This is a genomic window from Micromonospora sp. NBC_01796 (genome assembly GCF_035917455.1).
GTDB lineage: Bacteria > Actinomycetota > Actinomycetes > Mycobacteriales > Micromonosporaceae > Micromonospora_G.
Window position 1 is genome coordinate 7,185,101 of sequence record NZ_CP109078.1, and the last position, 16,991, is coordinate 7,202,091.

Sequence of the window (16,991 nt, forward strand, 5' to 3'; positions counted from 1 at the left end):
CGAGGATTCAGGTGAAGGAAGACACGCTGCCTGGGGGGCAAAGCATGGATTTCTCCATCGCGAAGATGGGCTATGACCAGGATCAGGTTGACTCGTGCCTGGCTGACCTGAGTGAGCGGTTGGCCAGGTTGGCGGCACCGGCGGACGTCGTCGCCGGACCCGGTGACGAGCTGATCCGGGTACGGCAGGAAGCGGCCCGGCTGCACGGCATGCTCACCGGGGGCTCGGCGGGGGATCGTGGCCCGGCGCGGATGCGCGAGCTGCTCGCCGTGGCCGAGCAGGAGGCCGCCCAGCTCCTGGCGCGAGCCCGGGGCGAGTTGACCGCGGCGCAGGAGGAGGCCCGCCAGCTCCGCGACCAGGTGTACGCGGAGGCGGTGCAGGCTCGCCGGGAGTTCGAGGCCGCGTTGCACGCCCGACGCCTGCGCGAGGAGCAGGTGGATCACATCCTCCGGGACGTGACCGTGGTCAGCGCCCCGGCGGACGACCCGGAGACCGCGCCGTCGGCCGTACCGGCCACCAGGGCGATGGCGGGGGAGGACCGGCCGGACACCGCACCGCAGGCGGAGACCCTGAACCGGGCCCAGGTGTGAGTCACCGCGTGGCGGCGCCGGTGCTCAGGCGAGTGCGGCGACGATCGTGGTCGCCCGGCTCTCGTGCTGGGCGTACGCGTCGGGGAAGGCGGAGACCTGGACCGCCTGGGCCGCGCCGCTGACACTCATCTGCTGCCAACCGGGGATCTGCAACAGGGCCTCGAAGAACGCCTGGGCCGCGTACGCCGGACGCATCAGGTCGGCGACGGCGCCCCAGCCGCTGCTGGTGCGCTGCTGGAACAGGCCCACCGAGTCGTAGTCGTACCCGGTGCCCTGGTTGGGGTAGTCCAGCGACTCCGGTAGCGCCGGGTTGGCCAGGTTGTAGAGGTTGCTCTCCTGCATCGCGGTGGCGATCGCGACGATCAGGCCCTGGCGGGGGATGCCGAGCTTGATTCCGACCTTGACGATGGCCGCGGCGTTGTCCATCTGTGCCTGGTCCAGACCGGCGACCGGCTTCGGCTTGGCCGGCTTGGTCGGCTTGCGGACCGGTGGTTTGGTCGGCGCCTTGCTCTTGGCCGGAGGGGTGGGTGTCGGTGTGGTCGCGGTCGGGCTCGGCGATAGGGGAGCCCGCTCGGCCCGGCTCGCCGCCTGCTTCTCGGCCGCCGCGGCGCGGTCGGCCAGTGCGGCGGTGTCGACCAGTGCCGCGTGCAGCGGTTGCGTCGGCGTGGTGGCCGCGCGCGACTCGGTGAACGCGACGAATCCGAGGCAGCAGGTGATCCCGGTGACCAGGGTCAGCCGTACCGGGGTGGAGGCGACGGCGGACCTGATCCGGGACGAGGACTTTTCCCCATCGCGAGCGGTGGAGCGCCGAAGCGGATTCCGTCGGGCGGGGGTGCGGTGCCGGCCAGTTAGCCGGTCGTCCGATGGCGGCTCGGCCGAACGGATGGGTTGGGCTTTGCTGGTCGACTCACGCTTCACCTCGTCGTTGGGATGCACCCGCCGAGGCTAGGTAATGCCGTAGGCCCGTGGGAAGCCCGGTGCGGTGGCGTGCGCCACAGTTTTGCCTGGTCAGCCGGTCATCGGACGGCAGCCCAGGGCGGCCGGGCGCGAATGCCTCAAGACCGGCATATCCGTCGTGTCCGTTCTGGTGGGGTCACCCGACGCAATCGCCCACCGTGTCGTCGTGATCCACGCCGGGTTGGCGTACTCGCACGTTCGGCTGATGTCGAGATAGACCGAACGGGGTTGCCGTACCGATCCGGACGGCCGATCGAAGGCTGCCGACCCCCTGACCGGTCGCCCGCGCGCGGGCGACCGGTCAGGGGGTCGCCGCGAGCGGCTCGTCCACCCGCGCACGCTCCGGACGCGTCCGGCGGATCGGCGTACGCAGTGCGCTCGCGACGACCGCGAGGCTGGCGCCCCCGGCGAGCAGGAACACCCAGGCCGTGCCCCAGCGGGCCGCCGCGACCGTCAGCAGTGCCGCGCCGAGCGGGCCGGGGGCGGTGTGGATGGTCCAGAAGGCCGAGGTGACCCGGCCGAGCAGCGGGTCCGGGGTGACCTCCTGCCGCAGCGACATCGAGCAGATGCCGGCCACGCTCGTACCGAACACCACCACGGTGACGAGGGCCGCCACCGTACGGGCGTCGCCGGGAAGCCCGAGCGCGGCGGCGCCCAGCCCCACGATCCCGAGCGCGGCGAGTGTGTACGAGCCGATCCAGCAGACCCCGAAGCCGAGCCGGCGCCGGGCCGGGGCAACCAGGAGCGCGGCGGCGATGGTGCCGAGCGCGGCCACCGCGAGCACGTAGCCCACCGTCCGGTCGGACCGGGCGAGGTCGTGTTTGAGGTGGTAGATGTACAGGTCGGTGAGGCCGAAGGTCAGGAAGGTGAGCAGCGCCAGCCGTCCGGTCAACGCCCGCAGCACCGGCTGGCGCCGGAGGAACCGGGCGCCGACCAGCAGGTCGTCCCAGCCCGGTCGGCTCCGGGTGCGGGTCGATCCGCCCTCGTCCGGCGTCGGTCCGGCGCGCCGGAAACGGACCAGGCACAGGCCGAGGGCGTTGACGGCGAAGGTGGCGGCGTCCACCCCGATCGCGGCGGTCGGCCCGAGCAGGGCGGAGAGGCCACCGGCGAGCATCGGGCCGACCACTCCGGCGGCGGCGTAGCTGGCGAAGAGCCGGCCGTTCGCCTCGGTGATCCGGGACGCCGGCACCAGGTTCGGCACCGCGCTGGCGTACCCGACCTGGAAGACCATCGCCACCGCACTGCCCAGCGGCATCACCACGTACAGCAGCCACAGTTGCGGGGAGAACAACCACACCAGCGGGATCAGCGCGTAGAGCAGCGCGCGTACGGCGTCGCACCAGATCAGCAACGTACGGCGGTCGACCCGGTCGACCAGCACCCCGGCGCCGATCCCGGCGACGATCGCCGCCGCCCCGGCCACCCCGGTGAGCAGCCCCATCTGGGTGACCGATCCGGTGGCGTCGAGTACCAGCAGCGGGATGGCGACGTACGAGAACGAGGCGCCGCCCACCGAGAGGGTCTGTACCACCCAGAAGATGGTGAAGTTGTGGTCGCGCCACAGTGGCCGGTCGTCCGGATCCGCCGCCGTCACCCGCCCGACCCCCCGGCCTGCTCCCGGGCGTACGCCTCGATGACCCAGTTCTCCACCCGGTCGCGGGTGACGCCCAGTGCGACCAGGACCCGCGCACCCGGCTCGTCCGGGTCCCGGAGGAGCCCGAGCAGCAGGTGTTCCGTTCCGACATAGTTGTGTCCCAGGCGCAGCGCCTCCTGGAAGGTCAGGTCCCGTACCCGCCGGGCGCCGGGGGAGAGCACGGGTGGGGTGCGTCGGGGTGCGGTGGCCGGCTCCAGGGTCGCCCTGGTCGCCGCCCCGACGGTCTCCACCGGTACGCCCAACCCCACCAGCGCCCGTACGGCCAGGCCGTCCGGCTCGTGCAGCAGGCCGAGGAGCAGGTGCGCGCCGGTGATCTCCTCGTGGCCGATCCGGTGGGCCTCCGCCTCCGCCTGCCGCACCACGTGTTGCGCCCGATCGGTGAAACGGGCGTAGACGCCGGGTGGCAGGAGTTCCCCGCTGTCCGCCCGTTTGACCACGAACCTCTTCTGCGCCGCCTGTTTGCTCACCCCCATCCGTTCACCGATCTCGCTCCAGGACGCCCCGGACCGACGCGCCTCGTCGACGAAGTGGCCGATCAGGTGGTCCGCCACCTCGGCGAGATACTCGGCGACCAGGGTGGAGTCCGACAGGTGAACGAGTGCGGACGCGTCGGGACGCCGGCTGACCACGTACGCGATCAGTTCGTCGAGTCGCGCGGGCGGTTGGTTCATCGGTCAACCATAGGTTGACGCGGACCTCAGGGTCAACCACTGGTTGACGATTTACCCGGCGGGCGCGGGTGCCGGCTCGCGGACGGCGACCTCCGATACGATGCCGGTGGTGACCGCGAGCGAGACGAACCCGGCCGATCCGGCCCCGGCCCCACCTCCGCCACGGCGGCGTGGGCTGCTCCTCGCCCTGGCGGCGGTCGCCTTGGCCGCGCTCATCGCCGGTCATCGCCTGATCCCCAACATCGCCGGAGTCGGCAGTCTGGTCGACAGCGGCCTGCCCTTCCTCGGCCTCGGCATCCCGGTCCTGGCGCTCGCCGCCCTGCTGCGGCGATCCCGCACCGCCCTGCTGGCGGTGCTGGTGCCGCTGGTGGTCTGGGCGGTCATGTTCGGTACGGCCTGGTTGCCCGCAGGTGCCGGCGGGACGGTCGCGCTCCGGGTGGCCAGCCAGAACCTGAGGATCGGCAATCCCGACCCGGTGGCGACGGTGACCGCGCTCGCCGAAACCGAACCCGACCTGATCGGGCTTCAGGAGGTGGGCGGGGAGGTCCAGGGCTCGGCCGCCGGGGCACTGCGGGACCGCTATCCGTACCGGGCCGCCGAATCCACCGTCGCTCTCTGGAGCCGGTTCCCGATCCGGGACAATGCGGGCGTGGACACCGGAATGGGATGGAACAGGGCGCTGCGTGCCGTGGTGGAGGCCCCCCAGGGCGACGTCACCGTCTACGTCGTCCACCTCGGGTCCGCCCGCGCGGGGGACACCGCGACCCGTGACCACACCGTCGACATGCTGGCCACCGCGCTGCGACAGGACCCCGCGCAGCGGCTGATCGTGCTGGGTGACTTCAACACGGCGAGCACGGACAGGGCCATCTCGCCCCTGACCGACCTGCTCGCCGACGCCCAGGCCGACGCCGGGCGCGGTCTGGGGTTCACCTGGCCGGCGGCGCTCCCGCTCACCCGACCCGACCATGTCCTCTACCGGGGCCTCACCGCCGCGTCGGCCGGCGTGGTCCGGACCCCGGCCAGCGACCACCGCGCGGTCACCGCCGGTTTCCGCTGACCGCCGGCCCCGCACGCGGAGCGGTCACGGTGCCAGTGACGTCCGCCGCTGCGCCGCTCAGCGCTGGTGGTGTCCGGTCGCGGCGGTCGGCGGTGGTGTCCGGTCGCGGCGGTCAGCGGTCGGCGGAGGTCGCCGGGGTCACGGTGAGGGTGTGCCGGCCGCCGCCGTTGCCGGAGAAGGGCCAAAGCCGGTCGGCGCGGTCGGCGAGCTTCGCCAACTGCTGCCGGGTCAGCCCCACCGCGGCGATGCTCGCCCGTACGTCGGCGTGGTAACAGCCGTCCGGGTCGCGGCCGAGTCGGGCCTGCGCCCGTACCTGGACCGTGTGCGCCTCGTCCGTGACCGACGTCGCCGCCTCGACGGCGGCGTGATGCAGACAGGCGGCAAACGCCGCGGCGAGTAGTTCTTCCGGCGCCAGCCCGTTGCAGTGCGGGGCGAGCGGGGAGGCGAGCGCGGTCGACAGCTTCCCGTCGCCGGTACGCAACTGCCCGCCCGCCGCGGTCGCCGTGGCCTCGCGAACCCACGAATCCGACATCGCGTACCCCCTGTCGCTCCCCGCCGGGCTACCCGGCCGACACGCCGTAAAACACGCTCCGGCGCACGGGCCGGTCGGCGTCGAGCTATCGGCGGTCCCGGGCGGATGCCGGCGCTGGCCCCGACATCGGTCGGTGACTATGGTGTGGCGCATGCGTACCACCGCGGGCCGTGTACTCGCCGCCCTCGCCGTGATCCTGTTCGGGCTGACCCTGCCCCTGCTCTCGGCGCAGTCCGCCGGGGCCGCGCAGGCGACCCTGCGGCAGAGCGATCCGTCGGCGGACCAGACCATCGCGCGGCTGCCCGAGGTGATCACGCTGGTGTTCGACGAGTCCCCGTCCGAGGTGAAGATCACCGTCGTCGGACCGGACGGGGTGGACGTGGTGTCGTCGCCGCCGAACATCCGGGGTGTCGGCGTACGTCAACCGGTCCGGGCGGGCGCCGCCGGGCGTTACACCGTGAGCTACGAGATGTCACCGGTCACCGGGCCGCCCGCCGTCGGCAGCTTCAGCTTCACCGTGACCGAGGGCGGTACCGCGCCCGCGCCCAGCGGTGCCGCCCCGCCGCCGCCCGCCGCGAACCCGCCGGCTCCCACCGCCACGGCCACTACCGGACCGGTGCCCACCGTCACCGGCACCGCCCCGGCCGCCGAGCCTGCGGCCACCATCACCGGTACGCCACCGTCTGCCACCGCGATCCGCGACTCCGACGGGACCTCCTCGCGTCCCCTGGTCTTCGTGCTCGGCCTGCTGGGCGTGGCCATCGTCGTCACCGCGGTCGTGCTGGGCCTGCGGATCCGGGCCCGCCGCAGCGCCGGCTGACCCGGGCGACCGCCCCGCGGTCCGTACCCGGTCCGGCGTGAGCGGGCGGGTGCCGGATCCGGGGCGAGGCACGACTGGCGGTGTTCGCCGCCGCCCTGCGATCGCCCCGCCCAGCGGCTGTCCACCCAGCGGTCACCCCGCCCTGCGGTTGCCCGCCCCGCGGTGTCGCGCCGCCGCACCCGTGGCTGCCGTAGTCGCTCGCGCCGCGCTCCCGTCCACCGAGGCGACCGGTGCCACCGGTGTCGAACCCCCGCCGGATACGTCCCGGCCCCGGTGCCGGCCGCGCACCGCCGTGCCCTCTCGATCCACTACCCGCATGTCCCGACCCGCCACTCCCGTTCGCCGGATTCGCCGGTACGTCAAGGGAGCGTCAAGAAGGGGCGGCCCGGCGTAGCGGGATCGTCAGAACCGCCTCCCGCTTCGGTTGATCGCGCTTCCATGGTTCTGTGCGGTCACTCACGGCCGCGATGAACCCGCGATTGAGGAGACGTTCGGTGATCGACGTCGTGTTCGTGCTGCTGACAGTGGGACTGTTCGCGGCCCTTGCCCTGGTGGTCCGGGCGGTGGAGCGGCTGTGAACGTGATCAACCTCGTCGGTCTGATCGTATCGGCCGCGCTGGCTGTCTTCCTGGTGGTAGCCCTCCTGTTCCCGGAGCGTTTCTAGATGAGTACGACAACCGCGGGCGTGATCTTCATCGTCGTGCTCGCCGCCGCACTGGTCGCGGCCTACCGCCCGTTCGGCGACTACATGTACAACGTGGTTGCCGGCACCCGGCACTCGCGGGTGGAGCGGGGCATCTACCGCCTCATCGGGGTGGACAAGAGGGGCGAGCAGTCCTGGGGCGTGTACGCCCGCAGCGTGCTCGCCTTCTCGCTGGTCTCGATCCTGTTCCTGTACGCGTTCCTGCGCCTGCAGGACAAGCTCTGGCTCTCCCTCGGCCTCGACCCGGTCACCAACCACATCGCGTGGAACACCGCCGTCTCGTTCGTCACGAACACCAACTGGCAGGCGTACTCCGGTGAGTCGACCATGGGGCACCTGGTGCAGATGGCCGGGCTCGCGGTGCAGAACTTCGTCTCCGCCTCGGTGGGCATCGCGGTGGCGGTCGCGCTGGTACGCGGCTTCGCCCGCAGCCGGACCGACAAGCTGGGCAACTTCTGGGTCGACCTGACCCGGATCACCCTGCGGATCCTGCTCCCGATCGCGGTGGTCGGCACCGTCGTGTTCATCGCCGCGGGCATGGTGCAGAACCTGCACGGCGGCACCGACGTGACCACCCTGACCGGCGGCACCCAGACGATCACCGGTGGACCGGTGGCCAGCCAAGAGGTGATCAAGGAACTCGGTACCAACGGTGGCGGCTTCTACAACACCAACAGCGCCCACCCGTTCGAGAACCCGACCACCTGGACGAACTGGCTCCAGCTCTTCCTGATCTTCCTGATTCCGTTCAGCCTGCCCCGGGTCTTCGGTCGCCTGGTCGGGCAGAACCGGCAGGGTTACGCGATCGTCGCCGTGATGGCGATCCTGGCCATCGCCAGCATCGCCCTGACCAACGCGTTCGAACTGGGCGGTGGCGGCACGGTCCCGCACGCGGTCGGGGCCGCGATGGAGGGCAAGGACGTCCGATTCGGGGTGTCGAACTCGGCCACCTTCGCGGCGGCGACCACGCTCACCTCGACCGGCGCGGTGAACTCCTTCCACGACTCGTTCACCCCGCTGGGCGGCATGATGCCGATGGTCAACATGATGCTCGGCGAGGTGGCACCGGGCGGTGTCGGCGCGGGCCTCTACGGTCTGCTGATCCTCGCCGTGATCACGGTGTTCGTGGCCGGTCTGATGGTCGGCCGGACCCCGGAGTACCTGGGCAAGAAGATCGGTGCCCGGGAGATCAAGTTCGCCTCGCTCTACTTCCTGATCACACCGACCCTGGTGCTGGTCGGCACGGCGTTGGCGTTCGGCACCGGTAACAACGCCACCGCACTCAACGTCGGCCCGCACGGCCTCTCCGAAGTCCTGTACGCGTTCACCTCGGCCAGCAACAACAACGGGTCGGCGTTCGGCGGGATCACCGTCAACACCGGCTGGTGGGACACCGCGCTGGGGTTGGCGATGCTGCTCGGCCGCTTCCTGCCGATCATCTTCGTGCTCGGCCTGGCCGGGTCGCTCGCCCGGCAGAAACCCGTACCCGCGTCCGAGGGCACGCTGCCGACCCACCGCCCGCTCTTCGTCGGCATGGTCGTCGGCGTGACGGTGATCCTCGTGGCGCTGACCTTCCTGCCCGCGCTCGCCCTCGGCCCGCTGGCCGAAGGCCTGTGACCGACATGCTGAGGAAAGAGAACATGACTAGCACTCCGCTGGCTCCCGCCTCGTCGGGCGGGCGCCCCTCGTCGGGCGGATCCGGCGATCCGAGCAGTCGGATCGGCGGTGGCCTGCTGGACCCGAAGCAGATGCTCCGCTCCCTGCCGGATGCGACGCGCAAGCTCGACCCGCGCACCCTCTGGCGCAACCCGGTGATGCTGATCGTCGAGGTCGGTGCCGTGTTCACCACGGTGCTCGCGATCGCCGACCCGACCGTCTTCGCCTGGCTGATCACGGTGTGGCTCTGGCTGACCGTGCTCTTCGCCAACCTGGCCGAGGCGGTCGCCGAGGGGCGGGGCAAGGCACAGGCCGCGACCCTGCGGCAGGCCAAGAAGGACACCATCGCGACCCGGCTCACCGGCTGGTCGCCGAACACCCCGGCCAGCCGCTACCGGGAGGAGGCGGTCGCCGCCACCGAACTGCGTCTCGGCGACGTCGTGCTGGTCGATGCCGGGCAGATCATTCCCGGCGACGGCGACGTGGTCGAGGGGATCGCCAGCGTCGACGAGTCGGCCATCACCGGCGAGTCCGCCCCCGTGATCCGCGAGTCCGGCGGCGACCGCAGCGCGGTCACCGGCGGCACCAAGGTCCTCTCCGACCGGATCATCGTGAGGATCACCCAGAAGCCGGGGGAGAGCTTCATCGACCGGATGATCGCCCTGGTCGAGGGTGCCAACCGGCAGAAGACGCCGAACGAGATCGCGCTCAACATCCTGCTCGCCTCGCTGACCATCATCTTCCTGCTCTCGGTGGTCACCCTGCAGCCGCTGGCGATCTTCTCCAAGGCGTTCCAGGCCGCCGCGCCGGACACCGCCGCGGTCGACGCCAACGGGGTCACCGGCATCGTGCTGGCATCGCTGCTGGTCTGTCTCATCCCGACCACCATCGGTGCGCTCCTGTCGGCGATCGGCATCGCCGGCATGGACCGGCTCGTCCAGCGCAACGTGCTGGCGATGAGCGGCCGCGCGGTCGAGGCGGCCGGCGACGTCGACACCCTGCTGCTCGACAAGACCGGCACCATCACCCTCGGCAACCGGCAGGCGTCCGAGTTCCTGCCCGTCGAGGGGGTGTCCCCGGAGGAGGTCGCGGACGCCGCTCAGTTGTCCAGCCTGGCCGACGAGACCCCGGAGGGGCGCTCGGTGGTCGTCCTGGCGAAAAACGAGTACGGCCTGCGGGAGCGGGAGGCGGGCGTCGTACCGCACGCCACCTTCGTACCGTTCACCGCGCAGACCCGGATGAGCGGCGTCGACCTCGGCGCCGAGGGTGGCGTACGGCAGATCCGCAAGGGCGCCGCGGCGGCCGTCATGAAGTGGGTACGCGACAACGGCGGTCACCCGACCGAGCAGGTCGGCGGGATCGTCGACGGGATCAGCGGCAGTGGCGGTACGCCGCTCGTGGTCGCCGAGCACGTCGACGGTGAGCCGGCTCGTGCCCTCGGGGTGATCCACCTGAAGGACGTGGTCAAGAGCGGGATGCGGGAGCGGTTCGACGAGATGCGTCGGATGGGCATCCGTACGGTGATGATCACCGGCGACAACCCGCGTACGGCCAAGGCCATCGCGGACGAGGCCGGGGTGGACGACTTCCTGGCCGAGGCGACGCCCGAGGACAAGCTCGCGCTGATCAAGCGGGAGCAGGAGGGTGGTCGCCTGGTCGCGATGACCGGTGACGGCACCAACGACGCCCCGGCGCTCGCCCAGGCCGACGTCGGCGTGGCGATGAACACCGGTACGTCGGCCGCGAAGGAGGCCGGCAACATGGTCGACCTCGACTCGGACCCGACCAAGCTGATCGAGATCGTGGAGATCGGCAAGCAGTTGCTGATCACCCGTGGCGCCCTCACCACGTTCTCCATCGCCAACGACATCGCGAAGTACTTCGCGATCATCCCGGCCATGTTCGCCGGGATCTACCCCAGCCTGGACACCCTGAACATCATGCGGCTGTCCAGTCCGACCTCGGCGATCCTGTCCGCGGTCATCTTCAACGCGATCGTCATCATCGCCCTGGTGCCGCTGGCCCTGCGCGGCGTGCGGTACCGGCCGAGCAGCGCCTCGGCCCTGCTCGGTCGCAACCTGTTGCTGTACGGGCTCGGCGGGATCGTGGCCCCGTTCGTCGGTATCAAGATCATCGACCTCATCATCCAGTTCATCCCGGGGATTTCGTGATGCGTCTACCTTCCTGGCTCGCCCAGCACCTCGCCGCGTTCCGCGCGGTGCTGGTCTTCACCGCCCTGCTCGGTCTGGCCTATCCACTGGCCATGGTCGCGGTCGCGCAGATTCCCGGACTGCACAGCCGGGCCGAGGGCTCCCTGGTGCAGACCGCCGACGGTCGCACGGTCGGCAGCCGGCTGATCGGCCAGCTCTTCACCGACGCGGACGGGAACGCCGTACCGCGCTACTTCCAGAGCCGTCCGTCGGCCGCCGGTGACGGTTACGACCCGACCTCGACCAGTGCCAGCAACCTCGGCCCGGAGAGTGTGGTCGACACCCTCGCCGCCAACCCGGACGACGCCTCGCAGAGCCTGCTCACCCAGGTCTGCGAGCGCAGCCGGGCGATCGGTGAGCTGGAGGGGGTCAGCGGCGCCCGACCGTACTGCACCCCCGACGGGATCGGCGCCGTGCTGTCGGTGTTCCACCGCGACGGACTGACCGGACCGGTGACCCGGGCGGTCAGCATCAACCAGGCCTGCCCGGCCACCCCGTTCGTCACCACCTACCAGGGGGTGACCGTGGAGTGCGCCGAGATCGGGCAGGACTACAGCCACGGGATCGTCACCCCGATCCGGGGCGACGCCCCGGCGGAGCCGGAGGTGCCCGCCGACGCGGTCACCGCCAGCGGCAGCGGCCTCGACCCGAACATCAGCCAGGCGTACGCCCGGTTGCAGGCGCCGAGGGTGGCCCGGGAGCGGGGCACCGACGTGGCGACCGTACGGGGGCTGGTCGACCGGTACACCACCGAGCGCGCACTGGGCTTCATGGGCGAGCCCGCGGTGAACGTACTGGAGCTCAACCTCGCCCTGGACCGACAGTTCCCCGGCAACAGCTGACCCCTACCGGGGGTGGCTCCGAGTGCAGATGCGGCAGGATCGACTGGTGGCACGTGGACAACTGCGCATCCATCTCGGGGCCGCCCCCGGTGTGGGCAAGACGTACGCGATGTTGGAGGAGGCGCACCGCCGCGCCGAGCGGGGCACCGACGTGGTGGTGGGATTCGCCGAGACCCACGGCCGCAAGCACACCGCGGCGATGCTCGGTGACCTGGAGATCGTGCCGCGCGCGACAATGAGCTACCGGGGCGCAGAGTTCACCGAGATGGATCTCGACGCGGTGCTCGCCCGGCGGCCCGAGATCGCCGTGGTGGACGAACTCGCCCACACCAACGTCCCCGGCTCCCGCAACGCCAAGCGCTGGCAGGACGTGCAGGAGCTGCTCGACGCCGGCATCGACGTGCTCTCCACGGTCAACATCCAGCACCTGGAGTCCCTCAACGACGTGGTCGAGCAGATCACCGGGGTCACCCAGCGGGAGACCCTGCCCGACGACGTCGTCCGCTCCGCGGAACAGGTCGAACTGGTCGACATGACCCCGGAGGCGCTGCGCCGGCGGATGGCGCACGGCAACATCTACCGGGCCGACAAGATCGACGCCGCCCTCGGCAACTACTTCCGGGTCGGCAACCTCACCGCGTTGCGCGAACTGGCCCTGCTCTGGCTCGCCGACAAGGTCGACGACCAGCTCGACCGCTACCGGGCCGAACACCACATCGGGGCCAAGTGGGAGGCACGGGAGCGGGTCGTGGTGGCCCTCACCGGTGGACCGGAGGGCGAGACCCTGATCCGCCGGGCGGCCCGGGTCGCGGCCCGTACGCCCACCGGTGCCGACCTGCTCGCCGTGCACGTCAGTCGCAGCGACGGGCTGACCGGTGTCGACCCCACCCAGCTCGCCCGGCAACGGGTTCTGGTGGAGAGCCTCGGCGGGACCTACCACCAGGTGGTGGGCGGTGACATCGCGACCGCGTTGCTCGACTTCGCCCGTGGCGTGAACGCCAGCCAGATCGTGCTCGGCGCCAGTCGTCGTGGCCGGTTGGCCCAGATCTTCTCCCGCGGTGTCGGGGTCACCACGGTGGCGCTGTCCGGGTCGATCGACGTACACCTGGTGACCCACGACCAGATGGGACACGGCCGGCGACCGCCGTCGGTGACCAGCGCGCTGTCCCGGCGCCGCCGGCTGAGCGGATTCGGTCTGGCCGCGATCGGCCTGCCGGTGCTGACCGTGCTGCTCCGGCTGCTGGCCGACGACCTCTCACTGGCCAGCGACATCCTGCTCTTCCTCGGGGTGGTGATCGCGGTGGCCCTGGTCGGTGGGCTCTGGCCGGCGCTGTTGGCCGCGCTCGCCGCCTCCTTTGTGATCAACTTCTTCTTCACCCCGCCGCTGCACGCGTTCACCATCTCCCAGCGCGAGAACCTGCTCGCCCTGGTGGTGTTCCTGCTCGTCGCGGCGGCGGTCAGCATGGTCGTGGACCTCGCCGCCCGGCGTACCCGGGAGGCGGCACGGGCCAGCGCGGACGCCCAGACCCTGGCGATGGTCGCCGGGAGCGTGCTGCGCGGCGCCCGCCCGCTGACCGCACTGCTGGAACGACTCCGGGAGACCTTCGGCCTGACCTCGGTCACCCTGCTGGAACGGGTCCCGGAGGTGGCCGCCGGCCCGGACCGGCAGCGCGACCCCAGGGCGTGGCAGGTGGCCGGCACCGTCGGGCCCGCGCCGTGCCTCACCCCGGCCGGCGGGGACGTGGAGGTACGGGCCGCCGAGAACCTTTCCCTGGTGCTCTGCGGCCGGGTGCTCGACGCCGCCGACCGGCGGGTGGTGGAGGCGTTCGCCGCCCAGGCCGCGCTCGCCCTGCGCCAGGAGCGGCTGGCCGAGGAAGCGGCGACCGCCCGGCCGCTGGCCGAGGCCGACCGGATGCGTACGGCGCTGCTCGCCGCGGTCAGCCACGACCTGCGTACGCCACTGGCGTCGGCCAAGGCGGCGGTGACCAGCCTGCGCAGTGACGAGGTCGACTTCGACGAGTCCGATCGGGAGGAACTCCTGGCCACCGCGGACGAGTCGCTCGACCGGTTGACCCGGTTGGTGACGAACCTGCTTGACATGAGCCGGTTGCAGGCCGGCGTACTCGGGCTGTCGCTGGCCCCGATCGGTCTCGAGGACGCGGTCCCGCCGGTGCTCGACGAGATGGGGGAGCCGGCCCGGCGGGTACGGGTGAGCCTGCCGGCGCACCTGCGGGCGGTGCTGGCCGACCCCGGCCTGCTGGAACGGGTGCTGGTGAACCTGGTCGCCAACGCCCTGCGGTTCAGCCCGCCGGACCGGCCGCCGTCCATCTCGGCCAGCGAGCACGGCGGGCTGGTCGAGCTCCGGGTGACCGACTACGGTCCTGGGCTGCCGCACGACCAGTGGGAACGGGCCTTCCTGCCGTTCCAGCGGCACGGCGACCGGGACAACCACGCCGGGGTCGGCCTCGGGTTGGCGCTGTCCCGTGGCCTCGCCGAGGCGATGGGCGGCACACTGGTGCCCGAGGACACCCCCGGTGGAGGGCTGACCATGGTGCTCAGCCTGCCTGCGGCCGAAGGAGACAACGCATGAGCGGACCAGCCGGAGGGCCGGCGTGACCCGGGTGCTCGTGGTCGACGACGAGCCGCAGATCCTCCGGGCGCTGCGGATCAACCTGCGGGCCCGGCGCTACGAGGTGGCGGTCGCCGCCGACGGTGCCGACGCGCTGCGGCTGGCCGCCAGCCAGCCCCCGGACCTGGTGGTGCTGGACCTGGGTCTGCCGGACATGGACGGGGTGGACGTGATCCGGGGCCTGCGCGGCTGGACCAACATCCCGATCATCGTCCTCTCCGGCCGGGCCGGCAGCCAGGACAAGGTCCTCGCCCTCGACGCCGGTGCCGACGACTACGTCACCAAGCCGTTCGGGGTGGACGAACTCCTGGCCCGCGTGCGGGCGGTGACCCGGCGTACCGCCGGTGCCGGGGAGACCGTCGCCACCGTCACCGTCGGCCGCTTCACCGTCGACCTGGCGGCCCGTACGGTCCGGGCGGACGCCGGGCGGGAGGTGCGGCTCACCCCGACCGAGTGGCACCTGCTGGAGATCCTGATCCGCAATCCGGGCCGGTTGGTCAGCCAGCGGCAGCTGCTGCACGACGTGTGGGGACCGCAGTACCAGTCCGAGACCAACTACCTGCGCCAGTACATGGCCCAGCTGCGCCGCAAGCTGGAGGACGACCCGGCCCGGCCGCGCCACCTGCTGACCGAACCGGGCATGGGCTACCGGTTCCAACCCGAGTAGCCGGTCGCGGGCAGGGCCGGCGCCGGCTCAGAGCACCCGGGCGGTGCCGCCGGCGTCGACCCGGGCGGTGATGTCCAGGTGCCGGGGGCGTAGCCCGGAGGTGGCGGCGAACCGGTCCACCGCCGCCTGCACGTACTCGCGCAGGGCGCTCAACGGGGCCTGTGGGCTCACGTAGAGCTTGATCCTGACCTCCGGGCTCGGCGGGTCCCCGGTCAGCCAGACCGAGGCCCGACGGATCTGCGGGTCGCGGGTGAGGTCGCGTTCGAGGCCGTCGGCCAGGGACGAACCCTGGACGACGGTGATCCCCGGCCCGCTACCGTCCGCCGCCGCCCGGTCGCCGGTGACCGCCCGCAGGTCGTACTCGTCCATGGCGGGGTCGGACGCCGGACGCAGTTGCCGGCGCAGCAGCGTCCAGCCGAGGTACGCCAGGATCAACCCCAGGGCGATGGTGACGATCGGACCCCACGGGGAGATGTCCCGGAACACGCCCCGGAACGCCGTCCAGATCAGCGGTGCGCGTTCGTCGATTCCGGGCAGGTGGCCCAGGTTCGCCACCGCGGCCGCCGCGCCCAGGGCGGTCAGCAGCAGGCCGATCACGGTCCAGAGGACCCGGTTGCCGGCGTGGCTCATACCGTCCTCCGTTCCCGGGCCAGCTCGACGTCGAGCCGGTCGGCCGGTGGCGCGGCCAGCCGGTCGAGTTCCTGCCGGACGGCGTGCTCGACCTGCGGGCGGGCGGAGGGGTCACCCACCGCCCGGATCCGGGACGACCAGGAGTCGCCGTGCCGGCGTACGCGGGCCCGCGCGTCCCGTACGCCGGTGACCCGTTCGGCGGCGGCGGCGAGCCGGTGCTCGACCGACCTGCGATGCAGGTGCCAGCCGTCGGCCAGCGGTACGGCGAGCCGGTTCGGCGTCCACCGGCGCAGTTGGGTGAGCAGGATCAGCAGGCCCAGGACGCCGACCGCGATCGCGACCGCGAAGAACACCGGGTCGTCGACCCGGGTGGTGGTCAACGTGTCGAACCAGCTCGTCCGGTCGACCACCAGCGAGGGCAGGTCCAGTGCGACCGCCGCCGCCTCGGCCGCGAGCAGGAGACCGCCGCCGAGCAGGATGATGGCCAGCAGTAGGGACGCCAGCCGGTTGACCACCCGCATGCTCACCTCCGGGGTTCGGCGGTCAGCGCCGCCAGGTCGACGTCGTCGACGACAACCTCCACCGGCCGGTCCGCGCCGGCCCGTTCGAGTACGGCCCGTACGGCGGTGTGGATCCGCTCGCCCAACGGCCCGATCGGCACCGCCTCGACGGTGACGTGCACCTCGACCCCCGCGTCGCCCAGCCGTACGCCGGCGATCCTGCCCCCGGCGTACAGGGTGGCCACCTCGACCGGTCCGCCGGTACTCAGCCCGCTCACCCCGTCCACCCCGAGTACGGCGTCGCGTACGGCGGTGGCCAGGGCGACCGGGTCGGTGCGGGTCCGTTGGTCGGTCATTGGGTACGCGTCCCCGGGCCGCCGCCGGTGCCGTTCTGCTCGCCGTCCACGACCACGTCGTCGACGTTGATGTTCACCTCGATCACGTTCAGTCCGGTCATCGCCTGCACCCGGTCGATGACGTTGCGCCGTACCGCGCTGGTGACGTCGACGATGCTCTGGCCGTACCAGGTCACGATGTCCAGGTCGATCGCGGCCTCGCGCTCGCCGACCTCGACCGAGACGCCCTGGTTCGACGCCTCCGACCCACCCGGTACGAGGTTGCGCAACTGCCCCACCCGCCGGGCCATGCCGGAGCCCATCGACTGCACGCCGGGAATCTCCCGGGCGGCGAATCCGGCGATCTTCGCGACCACGCCCTCGGCGATCCGGGTCTTGCCGGAATCGGTGGTGATCTGGGCACGGGCGGGTTGCCCGCCACCGGGCTGGATGAGCTGGCTCGGAGACTTGATCTTCTCTCGGCCATCGGTCCGGGTGTCGGTGTCAGCCATTGCTGCCTCCTGAACTCGTTCCT

Annotated in this window: 17 protein-coding genes; 9 read left to right on the top strand and 8 right to left on the bottom strand. The window is 71.8% G+C overall.

Annotated elements, in window-relative coordinates:
* Positions 1-44 precede the first annotated feature (44 nt).
* The gene (locus OIE47_RS31940) at positions 45-590 is read left to right on the top strand and encodes an ATPase (protein ID WP_326558250.1); all 546 of its coding nucleotides are present in this window, start codon (positions 45-47) and stop codon (positions 588-590) included.
* A gap of 24 nt (positions 591-614) precedes the next feature.
* Here OIE47_RS31940 and OIE47_RS31945 read toward each other — a convergent pair whose 3' ends face one another.
* From OIE47_RS31945 to OIE47_RS31955, 3 genes are all read right to left on the bottom strand, one after another.
* Positions 615-1,526: a hypothetical protein gene (locus tag OIE47_RS31945; RefSeq protein ID WP_326558251.1), complete on the bottom strand. Its 912-nt coding sequence runs from the start codon at positions 1,524-1,526 to the stop codon at positions 615-617.
* A gap of 322 nt (positions 1,527-1,848) precedes the next feature.
* Positions 1,849-3,141, bottom strand: a complete 1,293-nt coding sequence (locus OIE47_RS31950) for an MFS transporter (protein WP_326558252.1) — start codon at positions 3,139-3,141, stop codon at positions 1,849-1,851.
* Positions 3,138-3,872, bottom strand: a complete 735-nt coding sequence (locus tag OIE47_RS31955; protein ID WP_326558253.1) for a Clp protease N-terminal domain-containing protein — start codon at positions 3,870-3,872, stop codon at positions 3,138-3,140. The genes OIE47_RS31950 and OIE47_RS31955 overlap by 4 nt, the downstream gene beginning before the upstream one ends.
* 109 nt (positions 3,873-3,981) lie before the next feature.
* Between OIE47_RS31955 and OIE47_RS31960 the strand changes: the two genes are divergently transcribed.
* Positions 3,982-4,932, top strand: a complete 951-nt coding sequence (locus OIE47_RS31960) for an endonuclease/exonuclease/phosphatase family protein (RefSeq protein ID WP_326558254.1) — start codon at positions 3,982-3,984, stop codon at positions 4,930-4,932.
* A gap of 112 nt (positions 4,933-5,044) precedes the next feature.
* Here OIE47_RS31960 and OIE47_RS31965 read toward each other — a convergent pair whose 3' ends face one another.
* Positions 5,045-5,464: an OsmC family protein gene (locus OIE47_RS31965; protein WP_326558255.1), complete on the bottom strand. Its 420-nt coding sequence runs from the start codon at positions 5,462-5,464 to the stop codon at positions 5,045-5,047.
* Between the two features lie 151 nt (positions 5,465-5,615).
* Between OIE47_RS31965 and OIE47_RS31970 the strand changes: the two genes are divergently transcribed.
* The 7 genes from OIE47_RS31970 (at position 5,616) to OIE47_RS32000 (ending at position 14,991) form a co-directional block, all read left to right on the top strand.
* Entirely contained in the window at positions 5,616-6,284 is a 669-nt protein-coding gene (locus OIE47_RS31970) for a copper resistance protein CopC (protein ID WP_326558256.1), read from the top strand.
* A gap of 574 nt (positions 6,285-6,858) precedes the next feature.
* Positions 6,859-6,948, top strand: coding sequence for a K(+)-transporting ATPase subunit F (gene kdpF, locus OIE47_RS31975; RefSeq protein WP_326558257.1), 90 nt, complete (start codon positions 6,859-6,861; stop codon positions 6,946-6,948).
* Entirely contained in the window at positions 6,949-8,604 is a 1,656-nt protein-coding gene (gene kdpA / locus OIE47_RS31980) for a potassium-transporting ATPase subunit KdpA (RefSeq protein ID WP_326558258.1), read from the top strand.
* A 23-nt stretch (positions 8,605-8,627) separates the two neighbouring features.
* Entirely contained in the window at positions 8,628-10,814 is a 2,187-nt protein-coding gene (gene kdpB, locus OIE47_RS31985) for a potassium-transporting ATPase subunit KdpB (protein WP_326558259.1), read from the top strand.
* Positions 10,814-11,695, top strand: coding sequence for a potassium-transporting ATPase subunit C (locus OIE47_RS31990; protein ID WP_326558260.1), 882 nt, complete (start codon positions 10,814-10,816; stop codon positions 11,693-11,695). Before kdpB ends, OIE47_RS31990 begins: the two co-directional genes overlap by 1 nt.
* 46 nt (positions 11,696-11,741) lie before the next feature.
* Entirely contained in the window at positions 11,742-14,285 is a 2,544-nt protein-coding gene (locus OIE47_RS31995) for a sensor histidine kinase (RefSeq protein ID WP_326558261.1), read from the top strand.
* 22 nt (positions 14,286-14,307) lie between these two features.
* Positions 14,308-14,991: a response regulator gene (locus OIE47_RS32000; protein ID WP_326558262.1), complete on the top strand. Its 684-nt coding sequence runs from the start codon at positions 14,308-14,310 to the stop codon at positions 14,989-14,991.
* Positions 14,992-15,018: 27 nt separating this feature from the next.
* On the opposite strand, the gene OIE47_RS32005 is transcribed toward OIE47_RS32000, so the two are convergent.
* From OIE47_RS32005 to OIE47_RS32020, 4 genes are read right to left on the bottom strand one after another with little or no spacing between them, the layout of a single operon-like run.
* Positions 15,019-15,621 carry a hypothetical protein gene (locus OIE47_RS32005; RefSeq protein ID WP_326558263.1) on the bottom strand — a complete coding sequence of 201 codons (603 nt, stop codon included), beginning with the start codon at positions 15,619-15,621 and terminating at the stop codon, positions 15,019-15,021.
* Positions 15,618-16,142 (bottom strand): hypothetical protein, encoded by a 525-nt coding sequence (locus tag OIE47_RS32010; protein ID WP_326558264.1) that lies wholly within the window; start codon positions 16,140-16,142, stop codon positions 15,618-15,620. The genes OIE47_RS32005 and OIE47_RS32010 overlap by 4 nt, the downstream gene beginning before the upstream one ends.
* A gap of 2 nt (positions 16,143-16,144) precedes the next feature.
* On the bottom strand, positions 16,145-16,477 hold the full coding sequence (locus OIE47_RS32015) for a hypothetical protein (RefSeq protein ID WP_326558265.1): 333 nt from the start codon (positions 16,475-16,477) through the stop codon (positions 16,145-16,147).
* Positions 16,474-16,968: an Asp23/Gls24 family envelope stress response protein gene (locus tag OIE47_RS32020; protein WP_326558266.1), complete on the bottom strand. Its 495-nt coding sequence runs from the start codon at positions 16,966-16,968 to the stop codon at positions 16,474-16,476. Before OIE47_RS32020 ends, OIE47_RS32015 begins: the two co-directional genes overlap by 4 nt.
* Positions 16,969-16,991 lie beyond the last annotated feature (23 nt).